Raw genomic sequence first — 16,679 nt, 5'->3', positions numbered from 1 at the left:
TTGATTCGATGACCAGCGACGACGCCGAGAGCAAGAAGGACGCTGCCGCGGCGGACAAGCCCGATCTGGCCAAGGCCGATGCGACCGTCAAGGGCGCTGCGGCCACCCCCGAAACGGACGCGCCCACTGTGCGGGCGGCGACCGTGCCCGAAGCGCAGGCGCCCGCGCCCGCGTCGGCCGGGAAATCGAGCTCGACGGGCTGGATCGCCGCCGGTGTGGCCGGTGTGGTCGCTCTCGGTGCGGCCACCGCGGCCGTGGTGTTCTTCCTGCAGAGCAGCGACAAGGGCGACAAGCTCGACGCCATCGCCGATTCGACGAAGGCGGCCTGCGACTACGGCAACATCCTCGCCAACTACGACTACTCCAAGGACCTCGACGGCTACATCGCCTCGATGAAGGCGGGGGCCACCGGCGACTACCTGAAGGAATTCAGCGACGCCAGCGATGCGCTCAAGGGCGCGATGGTCCAGGCCCAGGTGAAGTCCCGCGGCGAGGACGTGCAGTGCGCCTACATCTCGGGCAGCACCGAAGACGTCAAGGCCATGGTCACCATGACCCAGTACCGGACCAACTTCACCCAGACCGAACCGGACCGGATGATGTTCGCCATCGAGATGACCCTCGAGAAGTCCGACGACGGTAAGTGGCTGGTCAGCAAGCTGGACTCGCCGCTGCTCAAGAACGGCAGCCAGGTCCCCGGTGGCGCCGCCCCCGGTCAGACCGTGCCGACGCCGCAGGCGCCCGCGCCGACTCCCGGCAACTGATCGACGAGTATTTCCACAACGCCTCCGGTGGCAGAGCGACTCTGCCGCCGGAGGCGTTGTCGTGCGGACCAACTCCGGTCGCGTCGGTGCCTCAGAACAGGGTGAGTGTCCCGGACGGCGCTGCCGGCTCGACCGGCTTCCCCGTGGTCCGCGGTCTGGTGGGTTCGGCGACTGGCGCCGGGCGGGCGGCGGCTTCGCGGGCGGCCGCGCCTGCCAGAGTGTCGGCCTGTTCGTTGAAATAGTTACCGACGTGCCCGCGGACCCAGCGGAAACGCACCGGTCCCTCGCGGGTCGTGATGGCCCGATCGATCTGCTTGATGATCTCGACGTTCTTCACCGCGCCACCGGTGGAGGTGCGCCAGCCGTTGCGCCGCCAGCTGGTGATCCATTCGGAGGCGCATTTGATGGCGTAGAGCGAATCGCTCTCGATGAGCATCGGCTCGGTACCGGGGTGGGCGAGGATGGCTTCCAATACGGCGCGGAGCTCGGCGATCTGATTGGTACCGGTCGCCGCTCCCCCGCTGTCCGCCGGGCCCTGGTGATTCACCCAGGCCCAGCCGATGGCACCACCGGGATTGCGCAGGCAGGACCCGTCGGTGCTCACGATGATCATGACCGCCACCCTAGGCGATGCGGCCGACAAGATCGGTACCGTGGAATGCCTCTATCTCCCTTCGCAACCGCGACTCCGTGCGGCGCAGTGCCGATCTCGCGACCGCGTCGACGAGGCCGTGGCACAGGCGGCCGAACACACCGCGTGGTGGTGGATAGTCGGCTTCGGAGGTCAGCACCGACCGTTCGTAGCCGAGCGGATCGAACCGTAGTGTCACGGTTCCGTATACCCGCCCACGCAGGGTATACCCGATCACCGCATTGCGCCGATATTCGGTGATCTCGCAGGTGGAGCGCAGCGGAATCACCCCGAACAACCGGACTTTCAGCACGAAGGCGGCGCCGAGGCCCTGTTCGGGTTCGCCGTCCGGCTCGATGCCGGTGACACCCGACATCCAGTCCGGGACGAAGCGGAAGTTCTCGGCGTAGGCGAAAGCGGCGTCGACGGGTGCGCCGACGTCACACGCATACCTGATGTGGCCCATCGGCCCTCCCTGATCACGGATGGGCTCAAAATTACTACAAATATCCTCTTTATTTGCCGGATTGACGCTCAGAGCTGGTCGACGAGGTATTCGGCGATCGGCATCGCCGATGTCGCCGCAGGTGAGGGCGCGTTGAGCACGTGGATCGAGCGCGGCGTCCGCTCGATCAGGAAGTCGTGCACCAGGGTGCCGTCGCGCAGCACGGCCTGCGCGCGGATGCCCGCGCGATGCGGCAGCAGATCCGCGGTCGTGAGTTCCGGGCAGTACCTGCGGCATTCGGCGAGATAGCCCCGCTTGAACACCGAATTGCGCAGCTCACGCGCCCCGGTCCGCAGGTGCGCGCGGGCGACCCGGTGGACACCGGGGAAGCGCAGCACGTCGACCGCGTCCCGGACGTTCACGCTGCCCTTGGGATAGCCCTCTCTGGCCAGCCCGAGCACCGCGTTCGGCCCGACGGTCAGTTCCCCGTCGATGGTCGGGCTCAGGTGGACGCCGAGGAACGGCAGCGCGGGATCGGGCACCGGGTAGATCAGCGTGCGCACCAGCTCGGCTCGCTCGGCGGGCAGCCGGTAGTACTCGCCGCGGAACGGGACGATGCGGAAGTCGGTGCGGATACCCGCCATTCGCGCCATCCGGTCGGCCTGCAATCCGGCGCACACCACCAGCGTGCGCGCGGTGAACGCCCCGGCGGGGCCGGAAATGGTGACGGCGGAGCCGGTTTCGCTGATCGCCTCGATGACGGTGCCGAGCGCGATCCGCCCACCCATCACCACCACCTGATCGGCGAGCGCGGCCGTCACCTTCGCGTAGTCGATGATGCCGGTGGCGGGCACGAACAGCGCGCCGACGCCGGTGATCCGGGGCTCGCGGCGCAGCAGTTCGGCCGCGTCGATCGCTTCGACATCGACGCCGTTGGCGATGGACCGCTCGGACAGGTCGAGCATCCGCGCGTGCTCGGCGGAATCGGTGGCCACCAGCAGCTTTCCGCAGACCTCGAACGGAATGTCGTTGGCGGCGGCGAATTCCTTGGTCCACCGCGCGCCCGCCCGGCACAGTCGCGCCTTCAAACTGTCGGGTGGGTAATAGATTCCGGAGTGGATGACCCCGCTGTTGTGCCCGGTCTGGTGCACGCCGAGGCCGGCCTCCTTGTCCACCAGCACCAGGCTCGCGCCGGGATGGGTCCTCAGCAGGCGATGCGCGGTCGCCACGCCGACGATGCCGCCGCCGAGCACGCAGAAGTCGTACGCACCGCGCGCGGTGCCGCCAGAACTCACACGCCGACGGTAGTCGGCTCCTCGGCTACGGGGGTGGTCGGTGCCGCGGGCTCGCCGTCGGCCTGCGCGGTGTCGACCGGGGCAGGCTCGGTGGTGCCCGGCTTCTGGACCCGTTCGACGCGCAGCGTGTGGCTGCCGAGGCCGGGATCGGAGAGCACGAAGACCACGTCGCCGCGGCGGGTGTCGAGTTCGGTCCGCAGCAGGGTCACCCCGGCCGGGTCGACGGTGATGCCCAGGTATTTCGACGCCATCGTCACCAGGTTGGTGTCCACCGTGAAGGCGATGATGTCGGTCCGCGCGGGGGCGACCTGCGCCCCGACATAGGTGGTGCCGATCTTCAGCCGGCCGGACGCCGGCCAGCGCCGTGTTGTCGGGCGTCGCGCCGACACCGGACTGCTGTGCGGTCACCGATGTCCTGGTCGTGGTGGGCACCATGCGCTCGGTCGACACCGCGAGCTCGACGAGGTCGTTGCCGGCGCGCGGTGCGGAGTTCCCGGCGGACGCGGGGCGATGGTGTCCCGATTCCGGTGTCGCGGCGGGGGCCGCGGTGCCGTCGGCGTGCGGCGGCGCGAGTTCGGGCATGTGGTTGACGATGTAGGCGCCCGCGGCGACGGTGAGGCAGAGGCTGGCGGCGCCGGCGATGACGGTGGCGGACAGACGCGCGATCTGAGCGGGTCGGTGTGCGGTCACGATGCGGTCCTTCCTGTACCTGTGGGTGAACCCGAGGGAACGGGGCCCGCATCGTTGAAAGCCACGCGCTGTTTTCCACGGTACGCCGGTGCTAGCTGTTGTTAGCACCGGCGTACCGTGAGATCAAGACCACATCTGGACGGTTGACCTATCAGCGCGGGTCAGCGCGGTGACCCGCGCTGACGGTTGTTTCTCACACCGTGCCGCGGGGTACCTCTACGAAGCAGGCGAGCGTCATTCACGACTGCCACGGAGGTCAACCCCCGGCCAACGACGTCCGGGGCAGTCGGCACGAATGGCGCTCAGAGACTGACGCTCGCCTGTTTCTTTGGAGCGCTGGCGCGCTCGTGGTCGCGGCCCTTTGGGTCCCGTCGATCAGGTGCCGTTGCTTGCTCCTTCGTCGCTTGCGCAACGGCACCTGATCGACGGGACGGCCGCGACCCGCCGCTGGGCGGCGGACCCTCCTCGAGGTCGGGTTGTGGGGGGTGGGTTGGGTTGTGTGTGTGGGTGTGTGTGGGGGTGGGTTTTCAGGCGAATTGGCCGGCTTCGCGGCCTGTTCCGGGGGGGCCGGCGAAGGCTTGGGCGATGCCGAGCCAGTGTTCGGCGTCGGGGCCCTCGGTGATCAGGGCGGTGTCCTCGCGATGGCGGCGCTGGGTCGCCACCAGGCAGAAATCGACGGCCGGACCGGTGACGCGCTGTTCGGCGTCCTCGGGGCCCCAGGTCCACAGGCTGCCGTCGGGTGCGGTCAGCTCCACCCGGAATTCCTCGGCGGGGCCGGATTCCCCGTGCACCGTGTAGGCGTAGTTGCGCGTGCGGACGCTGATGTGGGCGACGGTGCGCAGCCGGGCGGTGGGCGTGCGTTCGACGCCGAGCGCGTCGGCGACGTCCTGGCCGTGCGCCCAGGTCTCCATGATCCGCGCGGAGATCATCGACGCGGGGCTCATCGGCGGGCCGAACCAGGGCAGCTTGGTGCCCGCGGGCACGGCGGCCAGCGCGGCGATCAGCGCCTCGCGACCGGTGCGCCAGCGCACGAGCAGTTCGGCGGGTGAGGTCTGCGCGACCTCCTCGGCGGCCTCGTCGACGAAGGTGAACATCTTGGGCGCGGCCTCGGCCAGCAGCTTCGCGAAGGTGTCACCGTCGGTGGCGGCCAGCTTGGAGACCTCGTCGGTCCAGGTCAGGTGGGCGATCTGGGTGGTGATGTCCCAGCCGGGTGCGGGGGTGGCGGTCTGCCATTGCGTGGAGGTCAGCGGTGCGACCAGGTTTTCCAGATCCGCGCATTCGGCGGCGAAGTCGTCGAGGAGCGCTGCGAGGTCAGCCATCTGTTCCCTTGCCGATCGTGGCGCGACCCGGTACGGGTACGCCTCGTCACCAAGAATCTCAGCGCCCCCAGAAAAATGCAAGCACGCGTGCTTGTTCTTGCGGCGGGCTACCAGCCGAAGGTCAGCAGGTGCATCGCGCCGACGGCCACCCCGAGCACGCCGCCGTGCAGGTACAGCAGCCAGGCGTCCTGCTCGACCGCCGCGTAGAACATCTCCATGAACTCGCCCGGCGTCAGTTTCTGCAGCTTGCGATCGGCGAACGCGTCGATCTTCTTGGCCTGCTCGAGCACGAACTTCTCGTCGTCGACCATCTCCGGCGCCAGGCTCAGACCGGCGCCCGCGCCCGAGATCGCCAGGTTGTCGTAGCCCTTCTTGCCGATCGCCGCCCGCACCATGAACGCGGTCGGGCCCAGCTGCTGGTGGATCTCCTCGGCCACCACCCGCTCGATCAGCTGCCGGGTCTTGTCCCCGTTCGGCCCCTCGAGCAGTTCGTTGGACAGGTTCTCCACGGTCAGCACCTGGTAGGCCAGGATGTGCGCCAGGTCGGTCGCCGCTTGCGGTTGCCGCTTGGCCAGCAGGGCCTGGCGCCACAGGTACTTGTAGCGCGGCTGCGGATCGCCGGGCTCGAACACCATCTTGATCGCGATGACATTGACGATCACGCCGATCGCGGCCGAGGCCAGCAGCACGATCACCCACGCGGGCACCGCGCCCCAGTACGGGATCTGCGAGTGCACGTGCAGGTACAGCGCCAGCACCAGGCCGAACGGCGCACCGAGCAGACCGACCCTGGCCATGAACTTCAGTTCCGGCGCCGCGATGGTGGTGGTCAGGTCCTTGAGGATGTTCGGGTTCTTCTCCAGGTACCTGATCACGAAGTTCTTCACGTCGAGCAGCTGGTCGATGTTGTCGCCCAGACTCGCGAACGCGCGCCGCCCCAGCGCGGGCAGCTGCCGGTCGACCCGCTGGTAGACGGCCTGCTTCACCGGCCGCGGCAGCGAACGCCACAGGTCGGGATTCTCCCGGTACATGATCTCGTCGACGATCGGCTGCACCTGACCGCGCGCCCGTTCGGCCAGGTAGTCGCCGATGCCGTCGAGGTCGAGTTCGTGGATGAAGTCGCGCGGGCTGCCGATCCGCATCAGCGCCTTGTCGACGCAGATGCTGGCCATCTTCTCGGCGCGAGCGGGGATGAAGCCCTGGAAACCGAGCCTGCGGCCGTCACCGGAGAAGGTCGGCAGTACCTGGACCCGGCGCGGGAGATAGGGATACAGCACATGCAGCATCGGCACCCGGAAGCCCTTGAACTGCACCGGCCAGAACAGCATGAGCACGCCGGTCCAGTTGGTCAGCCAGCCGGCCAGCGCGCTGAAGATCGGGAAACTGATCAGATCGACCACGAATTTCGACTGCCCCGTCAGCTCTTCCCAATCGATGAAGAGTCCGGAGGCCAGTGTGGTCATCGAGGAGCCCCCTAGTGCTGACGCGCGAAGAACGTGAAGAACGTGAGGATAAGGCAATCACATTCTGACCGGTCGCGACGGGGTGTCAACGGCAGATGGCGGTGTTCGCCCCGGTGTCGCGACCCGTTTGCCCGCGTCCGGCGAGAGCCTGGAGCCGCCCGCTCCGCCGATCCCCGCACGCCGCGCGAGCGCGAAGTCCGCGATCTCGCGGCGGCGGGCCTGACGAATCGCGAAATCGCCACGCGACTGGTTCTTTCCGAACGCACGGTGGAAACCCACGTGCGCAACATCCTCGCCGAACTGGGCGTCACCAACCGCGCCGAGCTAGCCCGCGACACCCGCTGACGCAGGTCACGCCCCTGACATCGTGGCCGGTGCACGGTGCGATCTTGCGGTTACAGTGGCCGGGAAAGTAGTGCTCGTGCTCGGAGGGGACCGGTGGTGGAACAGGTTTTCCAGGTCGATTTGCGTGGTGTGGTCGACCTGCTCAGTCACCACCTGTACGGCAGTCCGCGGGTGTACGTGCGTGAGCTGATGCAGAACGCCGTCGACGCGAGCACCGCGCGCCGGGCGCTCGACCCGTCGGCGCAGCTCAGCGTGCGGATCGAGACCGCCGACCGCACCGGCGACGGCAGCATCCGGATCCACGACACCGGCATCGGGCTCACCGAGGCCGAGGTGCACACCTTCCTGGCCACCATCGGCCGCAGCGGCAAGCGCGACGATCTCGGCTTCGCCAGGCACGAGTTCCTCGGCCAGTTCGGTATCGGCCTGCTCTCGTGCTTCCTGGTCGCCGACGAGGTCACCGTGCTCACCCGCTCGGCGCGCGGCGGGCCGACGGTGCGCTGGACCGGTTTCGCCGACGGCCGCTACCGGGTCGAGCCCGCCTCGCGGGAACGCAAGGAACCGGGCACCACGGTGATCCTGACGCCCCGGCGCGGCGCCGAGCAGTGGCTCACCGGCGCCACCGTCACCGAGCTGGCCGCGCTGTTCGGCAGTCTGCTGCCGTTCGAGGTCACCGTCGACGGGCGCTCGGTCACCGAGCCCGACGTGCCGTGGCGGGCGAACCACCCCACCCCCGACGACCGCAAGGCCGCGCTCGCCGCCTACGCCGAGGACACCTTCGGCTTCACCCCGTTCGCCACCTTCGATCTCAGCTGTGCCGAATCCGGCGTCACCGGTGTGGCTTTCGTGCTCCCGCAGCCGGTCAACCCGGCGGCCAAGGCCGGGCACCGGGTGTACCTCAAGTGCATGCTGCTGGCGGAGAGCGTCACCGGGCTGCTGCCCGACTGGGCCTTCTTCGTGCGCTGCGTCGTCGACACCACCGAGCTGCGGCCGACCGCCAGCCGGGAGGCCCTCTACGAGGACGACCTGCTCGAATCCACCAGGGAGTCGCTCGGCGGGCAGATCAGGGACTGGCTGGTGGAGCTGTCCACGGCCGACCCGGCCGCGCTCGCCCGCTTCCTGCGCGTCCACGACCTCGGTGTGAAGGCACTGGCTCTGCACGACGACGACATGCTCCGACTGGTCGACCGCTGGCTGCCGGTGGAGACCAATGCCGGGCAGATCCCGCTCGCCGAGTTCCGCCGCCGGTTCGGCGGCGTCCGCTACACGCCGTCGGTGGAGGAGTTCCGCCAGCTCGGCGCGGTGGCGGCCGCGCAGGGCCTCGGCCTGGTGAACGGCGGCTACACCTACATCACCGAGATCCTGGAGCGCCTGCCCGCGCTCGACCCCGAGATCCAGGTGACGCGTCTGGACACCGCTGCCCTGGCGACCCATTTCGACCTGGTCGACCCGTCGACCGAGCTCGCGCTGCGCCCCTTCCTGTCGACCGCTCAGCGCGTGCTCGACCGGCTCGACTGCGAGGTCGTGCTGCGCACGTTCGATCCGCCGTCGCTGTCGGCGCTGTACCTGCTCGACCGCGATACCCAGCATCGCGCCGAACTGCGGGCCACCCGGCAGGTCGCCGACGAGCTGTGGGCCGATGTCCTCGGCGCCTTCGATTCCGGCCAGGGCGGCGACCGGCCGCAACTGGTGCTCAACCACCGGAATCCGCTGGTACGCCGCATCGCCGGGCTCGTCGACGCCCGGCTGGTGACGATGGCGGTCGAGGCGCTCTACAGCCAGGCGTTGCTGCTCGGCCAGCATCCGATGCGGCCGGTCGACACCGCGCTGCTGAACAAGTCGTTCGTCGGCCTGCTCGACTGGGCAGTGCACGATCCGCAGGGAGAGCTCTGATGTCCGAGACCACCGACGACCTGTGGCGATTGCTCGCCCAGGCGGGACACATGCCCTACGGCGACAGCAAAGACGCACTGCTGGAACAGGTCCTGCGGCACGCGGAAGCCGGCGGGCACACCGACCTCGCGTTCCGCGCCCGCATGCGGTTGATCGCCGCCTACGCGCAGGGCATGAGCCCGGCCAAGCTGTTCGTCCCGTTCGCCCGCTGCCTGGCCGACTACGACCGCGAGCCCGGCGCCTACGAGGAATGGGTGGCGCCCGCGCTGCGCTGGGACTTCAAGTTCGCGGTGCGGGCGATGACGAATTTCCCCGAGGTGCCCAAGGACCGGGCGCTGGCCGCGCTCGACCAGATGGAGCAGCGCTACCGGGTGGAGGGTCAGAGCCTGCACGCGGTGCATGCCTACCGGCATTACGTCGCCAAGCACCTGGGCGACCTGACCGAGGCCGAGCACTGGTACGAAAGATGGTGCACCACACCGCGCGACGAGAACTCCGACTGCGCCGGATGTGACCCGACCGGCAAGGTCGCCTGGCTGGCGAGCCGGGGTCGTGACGCCGAGGCCGTCGAACTGGCCGCCCCCGTCCTGCGCGGCGAGCTGAACTGCGACGAGCAACCCCAGCTGATCCTGACCGCGCTGCTGCTGCCCTATCTGCGCACCGGCCAGCTCGACGCCGCGCGCGACGCGCACCGCAGGTCCTACCGGGTGCTGCGCACCAAACCCCAGGACGTGAGCGCCATCGCCACCCATCTCGAGTTCTGCGCGCTGTCCGGCAATCAGGCCCGCGGCCTGGAACTGCTCGACCGGCACCTGAGCTGGCTCGATCGGTCGCCGAACCCGTCCGCCGCCATGGACTTCGCCGCCGCGGCCGCGCTGCTGCTGCGCACCGTCGCCGACGCGGGTCACGGTGACACCGTCGTCCGGCGGCCCGCGCACCTCGAGCGGCCCGCCGCCGAATCGACCGCGCTCACTCTGCAACAGGAACTGACCGCCGAGGCATTGGCGATCGCGGCGCGATTCGATCAGCGCAACGGCACGGCGCACCAGACCGAGCTGGTGCACGCGCTGCTGGCGAGCACGCCGATCGTCGACCAGTTGCCGCTGTCGGCCGCCGCGGTGCACCGGGCGCCGGTCGGGCCCGCGCCCGCCCCGATCGAACTCCCCGAGCTGACCACGACCGAGCTGATCGAGCGGGCCGAGCTGGGCCAGGAGCGCGACGCCACCACCGAGGTGGCGGCCCTGACCCGGCGCCTGACCGAGGACGCCGAGCCCACCGATCCCCTGCTGGCGGGTCGGCGCGCCGCCGTCCTGGCGCGCGAGTCCGCCCGGCACGGTGACTGCCACGAGACCGAATCCCTGCTGCGCCAGGCGATCGAGCACTACACCGTCGCCGGTGACGAAGACCGCCGCCAGGTCGGTCTCGGCCGGCTCGGCGTGCATCTGTGCAGGCACGGTGAGCCCGCCGAGGCGACATCGCTGCTGCGCGCGTCGCTGGCGCACCTGAGCGCGTCCACCGATCCGACGGTCCGGGTCACCGCCATGCTGCGGCTCTCGGGTGGTCTCCTGGATCTGCACGACCGCGGCCTCCTGCTCGACGATGCCGCCGCCGAACTCCCCGAGCTGCTCGACCGCGCCACGGCCGAGGCCGCCGCGTCGGGCGACGACGAGCTGGTCGGCGATGTCGCCAGACAGCGGATGTATCTGTCCGAGAACAACTCCCGGATCGACGACGCCGATGCCGCCGCGCGGGTGGCGAACTCGGCCTATCGCCGGGTGAACCGGCCGTTCCAGGCGGCGACCACGCTCTACCACCTGTCCGGAATCCACCGGGCCGCAGGCGAGTTCGCTGCCGCGCTCACGGCGATCGACGAGGCGCCGCCGCTGCTCGACGCCGACACACCCGTCAGTTTCCGGATGGCGGTGTACGCCCGTCGCGGTGATCTGCTGCTGCACCTGGATCGGCCCGCCGAGGCCGTCAGCGAGCTGCTCACCGCCATCGCCATCGGCACGCCCGCCGACCTGCCCCATATCCCGTACGCGCAGTGGGATCTGGCCATCGCCTACCGGGCGTGCGGGCAGCTGCTCGATGCCGCCGAACAGGCCGAAGCGGCGATCGTCGCGCTCGATCACGCCGGTGCGGGCGGGCCCGCCCGGGGCTGTCGCTACCTGCTCGCCGGTCTGCACCGGTCGCTGGGCGAGCACGATCAGGCGCTCGCCGCCTACGACGCGATCATCGAATTCGACCGTTCCATCGAGGATCTCGCTGACGAGGCGTACGTCCTCGCGGAGACGGCCGACCTGCTCGACGCGCTCGACCGCGATGCCGATGCCGCCGAACGCTACCGGCGCGCCGCCGAGGTGGCGGCGCGGGTCGACGACCCGATCCGGGTCGCCTACTGCCGCTACAGCGCCGCCCTGTCTCTGCACTGGTCCGGCGATTCGGCAGGCGCGGTCGCGGCGATCGAGGTCGCCGACGCCGCGCTGGCCGACCTCGCCGCCACCGGACCGGACGCCGATCTGCTCACCTGGCACCGCGCCCGGCTCGACCACAACGCTGCTCGAATCCTGCACTCCGCCTATCGTTTACCGGAGGCGTTGCCGCGCGCCGAAGCGGCCGCCGCCGGCTTCCGTGCGATCGAGGCCATCGATCGGGCCGTGCGCGCCGACTACGACCAGGCCAGAATCCTGCTCGATCTCGACCGTGCCGCCGAGGCCGAGAAGGTCCTCGCCGGCGCCGTCGCCGAGCTCGACGACACCCACCCCGCCTACCACCTGCTCACCGGCCTGCTGACCGAAACCCGCTCCCGGCTCGGCTGATTCGAAGGACTCCACGCGATGCAACCGCTCGGCAGCGACGATCCACGCCAGATCGGTGCGTACCGGCTGCTCGGCGTCCTCGGCGCCGGCGGCATGGGCAAGGTGTACCTGGGGCGCAACGCGGGCGGACGCACCGTCGCAGTGAAGGTGATCCGGCCGGATCTGCTGGGCGACCCCGAGTTCCGGGCCAGGTTCCGCCGGGAGGTGGCCGCCGCGCGCCGGGTCGGCGGGGCGTTCACCGCGCCGGTCCTCGACGCCGATGTCGACGCCGATCCGCCGTGGCTGGCCACCGGTTACGTCGCCGGACTCGCGCTCTCGGACGCGGTGTCGCGGTTCGGGCCCTTCGCCGAGTCGTCGCTGCTCGCCCTCGGGCACGGGCTCGCCGAGGCGCTCGTCGCGATCCACGGCGCGGGCGTCGTGCATCGCGATCTGAAGCCGTCGAATGTGCTGCTGGCCGTCGACGGGCCCAAGGTGGTCGACTTCGGTATCGCGCGCGCCGTCGAGGACACCGCGCTCACCACCACCGGAAAGGTCATCGGCTCACCGGGTTTCATGTGCCCGGAGCAGGTGACCGGCGAATCGCTCGGCCCCGCCTGCGATGTGTTCGCCCTCGGTGGCGTGCTGACCTTCGCCGCGTCGGGTCACGGCCCGTTCGGTACCGCCGAGATCGTGCAGATGCTGTGGCGCATCGTCTACGAGGAGCCACGCCTGGAAGGTGTGCCGTCGCGTCTGCGCCCCCTGGTCGCCGCCTGTGTCGCCAAGGACCCCGCGGCCCGCCCCACCCCGGCGCAGGTGCTCGCCGAGCTCACCGCCATCGGCCTGCCCGAGCGCACCGGCTGGCTGCCGCCCGCGGTGCTCGAGGACGTCAGTAGGCGCGCGGTCACCCTGCTCGACCTCGATTCCGGTCCGGTCGACCTGCCTGCCGGGCCTATCGCACCGCTCCACTCGACCTGGTCGAACACCGGTGGGCCTGGCCCTTACCCCGGCACCGGGTCCAGCTTCGGCGGACGGACCCCGCTGTCTGGGACTGCAGCCGGCTTCGGTGGACAGACGCCACCGCCCGGGACAGCTGCGGGTTTCGGTGGGCAGACTCCGCTGCCCGGCACAGCCGACGGTTTCGGTGGCCACAAGTTGTTCCCCGGCGGCGGGGTGACATCGCCCGGATACGCGACGGTCCGCGGGCCACTCGGTGACGCCGCGGGCGGCACGTCCGCGCCCTGGCAGGGGACGGCACCGCATCCGCGGGCTCCCATCCGCTCGCGCCGCGGTCGCAACGCTTTGGTCGCCGCGGCGGTGGTCGTCGCGCTGGCGGTGGCCGGGGGTGCGTTCCTGATCGGTGTGCAGCTGCGCGACCGACCGGACGGCAATAGCGTGGCGAACTCGACCTCGGTCTCCCCCGGCACCGAACCCACCGAGGCGCCGTCCGCGACCGGTTCCCCGGTATCCACCGTCCCCGCCGCGTTCGTGGGGAACTGGCGGGGCCAGGCCGCCGACGGGCCGGTGCGCTTCGACATCACCCTCACCATCGACAACGGCAAGGTCGGGCAGAAGGTGGCCACCGCGTCGAACACCGGAACGCTCTACGGCGAGCGCTGTGAGCGGTCGGAGACTCTGGTCGAGGCCACCACAGACCGGCTCGTCTTCCTGGCGAAACTCAGCGGCAAGAGCGCGAGCGGCTGTGTGGACGACGGCACGACTTCCACGGTCACGCTGATGTCGGACGGCACGCTGTCCTACCGCACGCCTGGCGTACTCGGCGGCACCATCGCCGGCCTGCTGCGGAAGTCCTGACCACCCGCGATGACAATTGCCGGTCGATTGCCGACCACGTCGAAACGGGAGCGAAACGGCGAACCGGGCACCATGCGCGGCCGGTGGTGGTTCACTACCACCACGAGCTTGTCTGGACCTTCGACCAACACATCACCCCTGGTGATGCCGATCTCAACTTTCCAGCCGTTGCTATCTGGGTCACTACTATGCCAGACTCTCGTCCCACACTGTGAAGCCGTCCGGTCTCACAATGTCCGGAAGGGAGTGGGTTGAGCGAGCGGCACATGCGCGAAGTTGCCACCCTCCCGGCTGTTGCGCGGAAATCAGTCCCATTCGACCAGCGTGAGCGCGGCGGCGGTCAGCAGGTCGACCAGTTCGCCGACCGGCGGCCGCGACTCACGCAGCAGCCATTCGTGGGCCACGCCGTTGACCGCGCCGGTGAGCAGGCCGGTGGTGAGCTCCGCGTCGCCGCGCAGCCGCACCCCCTTGGCCGCCAGCGCCGTCTCGATCAGCGCCGACCAGGCATGCCTGCGGGCGCGGCGATGGTTCTCCATCCGATCGCTGACCCCGACGACCTCGATCAGCGCCACCTGCGCGCGGTACGAGTCGGAGCCGAGCGATTCCAGGTACGCGGCCAGGCCGCTGCGCAGCGCCGGCTCCGGTTCGGTGTGCGCGACGACCGCCGCGACGACGGCGGCGGCGGCGTCGTCCTGGATGCGGTCGTAGGCGGCGATGAGCACGTCTTCGCGGGTCTCGAACTCCTCGTAGAACTGCCGCTTGGACAGTCCCGCCGCCGCGCACACCTCGGCGAGCGAGCACGTCGGGTACCCGCGTTCGGCGAAGATTCGCGTCGCTGCATCCAGGAACCGCTGGCGCCGTTCGGCTTTACGCGCGACGACTGTACGACCCCCATACCGCCTGTCCGCTGTAGTCACCTCTCCAATGTATCTGAAACCCGGGATAACACTTACCTTTCCGGGCTGCTCCAACCAATCCCCACAAAGAAGGACGGCTGACCAGTGCTGCGCACCCGAGGCTCGCGGACCGCATTGTCCGCGCTCGTACTAGCGGTGAGTGCCTCACTCGCCGCACCGGCATCGACCATGGCTGCCCCGCAGCCTGCGGCTCAGCCGAGCGTCCCGGCGATCGCGGAGGACGTTCCCTCCGAGACGCTGGCCGCGCTGGCACCGTCGATCGTAAGCGCCGTCTCCGCGCCCGCCCCCATCGCCGACGGCGCGCAGGCCGCGATCCTGGCCCAGGCGCGCGTGCTGCTCGCCACGCCCGGCATCCCCGCGCAGGTCAAGGCGACCCTCGAGAAGGTCATCACCTTCCTCGACGGCAGCGGCGGTGGCGGCCCCGACCTCCCGCCGGCGGACGGCCCGCGGATCGCGCAGTTCCTGTACCCGACCATCGGCAAGGGCTGCATCGGCCCGACCTCCGATTCCGTCGGCACCGCGCTGGCCGTACCCGGCCCGGCCGAGCTGCCGCCGCCCGGGCCCGCGTCGGGCCAGACCGGTTTCGTCTTCACCGCGCTGGGTACCAAAACGGCTACCGTCGCGCAGAACCCGCCGATGACGGTGCAGTGGGTCAACCTGGACAACCGGCGCACCGGCACCCAGCCGCTCACCACCGCGGCCGGGATCAACCCGGACGGGCCGGCCACCCTGTCCGCCATCGCCGACACCGGCTCGGGTCGGGTCGCCGCGGTGATCACCGGTTCGCTCACCACGACCACCGCCGATGGTGACCGGACCTGCTCGTTCGCCCCGACCCTCGGGTTCTTCTCCGTCGCCTGAGCCGACGCCACGTATTGGAGTTTCGTTCAATGAAGTTTGCCGTCCCCGGCTTGGTCAGTGGCCTGGCCGGCGCGATCCTCGGGGTGATTGCCGTGCTCGGCATCACCGCGGGCGCGCAACAGAATTCGATCCCCGCCCCCGAAACGACTGCTGATCCCGGCTCCTCGGTGCTGGGCAACGTGCAGTACGGCAGCCGATGAGCAACGGGCGCAGGCTCATCGCCTGCATTCTCGTCGGGCTCGGCGCGCTGCTGCTCGCCGCCGCTGTCATGATCCCCACCTACACCGTGGACAAGGTCGCCAAGACCCCGCTGGATCTCGAGGTCACCACGATCGCCAAGAGCGTGCCGGGCGAACCCAGCATGGTGCTCGACTCGAAGTCCCTGGTCTCACCCGATGGCGCGGCGCGGGTGGACAATGTCCCCGTCTCCTCGCAGCGCTTCCTCACGGTCCAGGAGCCGTCCGGCGCCGATGAGATGACCGTCCAGGCCGGCCAGACCCTGCGCCGCGACGACCGCGACGGCGATGCGGGCGTGCTCGACGCGAAGGTCGACCGGGTGACCATCGACCGCTTCACCGGCGAGCCGGTGTCGACCTCGCCCAACGGATCCATCGCGGTCAACGTCGACAAGTCCGGTGCGTCGGTGGCTGATCCGACGAGCCGTCAGGGCCTGCAGTACCGCTTCCCGATCGGCACCGAGAAGAAGTCGTACCCGTACTTCGACCTGAACGCGCGTGCCACCTTCCCGATCGATTTCGTCGAGGAGACGGAGGTCAACGGGATGCCGGTCTATCTCTTCCGGCAGACCATTCCGGTCACCAGCCTGCACGACGTCGCGCCGACCGCCACCAGCAAGCTGACCCTGCCCGCGGCCAAGTGGGGCCTCGAGGGTGACGGCGAGGTGACCATGCTCCGCTTCTACACCAACGTCCGCGAGGTGTGGGTGGAGCCGCGGACCGGCGCGGTCATCAAGGGCGGTGAGCAACTGCACCTGTTCTACGGCCGCAGCGCCAACCAGGTCGATGTCACCGCGCTGAAGTCGCACCTCGTCTTCGACGAGGAGACCATCGACGCGCAGATGGCCGTCACCCAGAAGAGCCTCGACAAGCTCGACCTGTTCGGCAAGACCCTGCCGATCATCCTGGGCGTCCTCGGCGCGATCCTGCTCATCGTCGGCGCCGTCCTCGGCGTCCTGAGCGCGGGCGGCACCACCGCCCGCCGCACCTACGACCCGCCCACCGAACAACTCCGCACCACGAACCTCTAGCTCGGTTCCCCTGCACAACGCGGCCTCCCCGGATCACTCCGGGGAGGCTTCGTTGTTCTCACGACCCGAACGGACCCGACCCCAACCGCCCGCCGACCGAATGCCACAAACCCGGACAAGCCCTGGTCGGAGCGGTCGAATGTTCGCCGTGAGTGAACCCCCGCAGGGGCAGGAACAAA

Annotated in this window: 15 protein-coding genes; 8 read left to right on the top strand and 7 right to left on the bottom strand. The window is 69.7% G+C overall.

Annotation, left to right across the window (positions count from 1 at the left end):
• Nucleotides 1–8 precede the first annotated feature (8 nt).
• Nucleotides 9–764 carry a hypothetical protein gene (locus NV348_RS15325; RefSeq protein WP_447147557.1) on the top strand — a complete coding sequence of 252 codons (756 nt, stop codon included), beginning with the start codon at nt 9–11 and terminating at the stop codon, nt 762–764.
• A gap of 91 nt (nt 765–855) precedes the next feature.
• Here NV348_RS15325 and NV348_RS15320 read toward each other — a convergent pair whose 3' ends face one another.
• The 6 genes from NV348_RS15320 to NV348_RS15295 all read right to left on the bottom strand — a co-directional run bounded on the left by NV348_RS15320 (nt 856) and on the right by NV348_RS15295 (nt 6,607).
• Nucleotides 856–1,377, bottom strand: coding sequence for a ribonuclease H family protein (locus NV348_RS15320; protein WP_447147556.1), 522 nt, complete (start codon nt 1,375–1,377; stop codon nt 856–858).
• A gap of 10 nt (nt 1,378–1,387) precedes the next feature.
• Entirely contained in the window at nt 1,388–1,861 is a 474-nt protein-coding gene (locus NV348_RS15315) for an SRPBCC family protein (protein WP_447147555.1), read from the bottom strand.
• A gap of 68 nt (nt 1,862–1,929) precedes the next feature.
• Nucleotides 1,930–3,135, bottom strand: coding sequence for an L-2-hydroxyglutarate oxidase (gene lhgO / locus NV348_RS15310; protein ID WP_447147554.1), 1,206 nt, complete (start codon nt 3,133–3,135; stop codon nt 1,930–1,932).
• Nucleotides 3,132–3,524 (bottom strand): hypothetical protein, encoded by a 393-nt coding sequence (locus NV348_RS15305; protein WP_447147553.1) that lies wholly within the window; start codon nt 3,522–3,524, stop codon nt 3,132–3,134. The genes lhgO and NV348_RS15305 overlap by 4 nt, the downstream gene beginning before the upstream one ends.
• Nucleotides 3,525–4,352: 828 nt before the next feature.
• On the bottom strand, nt 4,353–5,144 hold the full coding sequence (locus NV348_RS15300; RefSeq protein WP_447147552.1) for a TIGR03084 family metal-binding protein: 792 nt from the start codon (nt 5,142–5,144) through the stop codon (nt 4,353–4,355).
• A gap of 107 nt (nt 5,145–5,251) precedes the next feature.
• A complete protein-coding gene (locus tag NV348_RS15295; protein WP_447147551.1) occupies nt 5,252–6,607 on the bottom strand; it encodes a DUF445 domain-containing protein in 1,356 nt (451 codons plus the stop codon).
• Between the two features lie 33 nt (nt 6,608–6,640).
• Here NV348_RS15295 and NV348_RS15290 point away from each other — a divergent pair, with 33 nt between their 5' ends.
• The 4 genes from NV348_RS15290 to NV348_RS15275 all read left to right on the top strand — a co-directional run bounded on the left by NV348_RS15290 (nt 6,641) and on the right by NV348_RS15275 (nt 13,455).
• Complete coding sequence (locus tag NV348_RS15290) at nt 6,641–6,952, top strand: response regulator transcription factor (RefSeq protein WP_447147550.1); 312 nt, start codon at nt 6,641–6,643, stop codon at nt 6,950–6,952.
• A gap of 93 nt (nt 6,953–7,045) precedes the next feature.
• Nucleotides 7,046–8,845, top strand: a complete 1,800-nt coding sequence (locus NV348_RS15285) for an HSP90 family protein (RefSeq protein WP_447147549.1) — start codon at nt 7,046–7,048, stop codon at nt 8,843–8,845.
• On the top strand, nt 8,845–11,664 hold the full coding sequence (locus NV348_RS15280; RefSeq protein ID WP_447147548.1) for a tetratricopeptide repeat protein: 2,820 nt from the start codon (nt 8,845–8,847) through the stop codon (nt 11,662–11,664). The genes NV348_RS15285 and NV348_RS15280 overlap by 1 nt, the downstream gene beginning before the upstream one ends.
• A gap of 18 nt (nt 11,665–11,682) precedes the next feature.
• Nucleotides 11,683–13,455, top strand: a complete 1,773-nt coding sequence (locus NV348_RS15275) for a serine/threonine-protein kinase (RefSeq protein ID WP_447147547.1) — start codon at nt 11,683–11,685, stop codon at nt 13,453–13,455.
• Nucleotides 13,456–13,760: 305 nt separating this feature from the next.
• Here the strand turns inward: NV348_RS15275 and NV348_RS15270 are convergent, their stop codons facing one another.
• Entirely contained in the window at nt 13,761–14,372 is a 612-nt protein-coding gene (locus NV348_RS15270; RefSeq protein WP_447147546.1) for a TetR/AcrR family transcriptional regulator, read from the bottom strand.
• Nucleotides 14,373–14,456: 84 nt separating this feature from the next.
• Between NV348_RS15270 and NV348_RS15265 the strand changes: the two genes are divergently transcribed.
• From NV348_RS15265 to pgfA, 3 genes are read left to right on the top strand one after another with little or no spacing between them, the layout of a single operon-like run.
• The gene (locus NV348_RS15265; RefSeq protein WP_447147545.1) at nt 14,457–15,233 is read left to right on the top strand and encodes an Rv1157c family protein; all 777 of its coding nucleotides are present in this window, start codon (nt 14,457–14,459) and stop codon (nt 15,231–15,233) included.
• A 29-nt stretch (nt 15,234–15,262) separates the two neighbouring features.
• On the top strand, nt 15,263–15,433 hold the full coding sequence (locus NV348_RS15260; protein ID WP_218718357.1) for a DUF2613 domain-containing protein: 171 nt from the start codon (nt 15,263–15,265) through the stop codon (nt 15,431–15,433).
• The gene (gene pgfA / locus NV348_RS15255; protein ID WP_447147544.1) at nt 15,430–16,500 is read left to right on the top strand and encodes a cell envelope lipid trafficking protein PgfA; all 1,071 of its coding nucleotides are present in this window, start codon (nt 15,430–15,432) and stop codon (nt 16,498–16,500) included. Before NV348_RS15260 ends, pgfA begins: the two co-directional genes overlap by 4 nt.
• Nucleotides 16,501–16,679 lie beyond the last annotated feature (179 nt).

It is taken from the genome of Nocardia fodinahabitans (genome assembly GCF_052983615.1).
Note: the sequence above shows the minus strand (reverse complement) of the source record. Positions and strands in the feature narration are given on the sequence as shown.

Bases quoted from the DNA above. Each gene is read 5' to 3' on its own strand.
- NV348_RS15315 (WP_447147555.1), bottom strand. From the start codon at position 1,861: ATGGGCCACATCAGGTATGCGTGTGACGTCGGCGCACCCGTCGACGCC.
- NV348_RS15325 (WP_447147557.1), top strand. From the start codon at position 9: ATGACCAGCGACGACGCCGAGAGCAAGAAGGACGCTGCCGCGGCGGAC.
- pgfA (WP_447147544.1), top strand. From the start codon at position 15,430: ATGAGCAACGGGCGCAGGCTCATCGCCTGCATTCTCGTCGGGCTCGGC.
- NV348_RS15260 (WP_218718357.1), top strand. From the start codon at position 15,263: ATGAAGTTTGCCGTCCCCGGCTTGGTCAGTGGCCTGGCCGGCGCGATC.
- NV348_RS15275 (WP_447147547.1), top strand. From the start codon at position 11,683: ATGCAACCGCTCGGCAGCGACGATCCACGCCAGATCGGTGCGTACCGG.
- NV348_RS15280 (WP_447147548.1), top strand. From the start codon at position 8,845: ATGTCCGAGACCACCGACGACCTGTGGCGATTGCTCGCCCAGGCGGGA.
- NV348_RS15295 (WP_447147551.1), bottom strand. From the start codon at position 6,607: ATGACCACACTGGCCTCCGGACTCTTCATCGATTGGGAAGAGCTGACG.
- NV348_RS15300 (WP_447147552.1), bottom strand. From the start codon at position 5,144: ATGGCTGACCTCGCAGCGCTCCTCGACGACTTCGCCGCCGAATGCGCG.
- NV348_RS15320 (WP_447147556.1), bottom strand. From the start codon at position 1,377: ATGATCATCGTGAGCACCGACGGGTCCTGCCTGCGCAATCCCGGTGGT.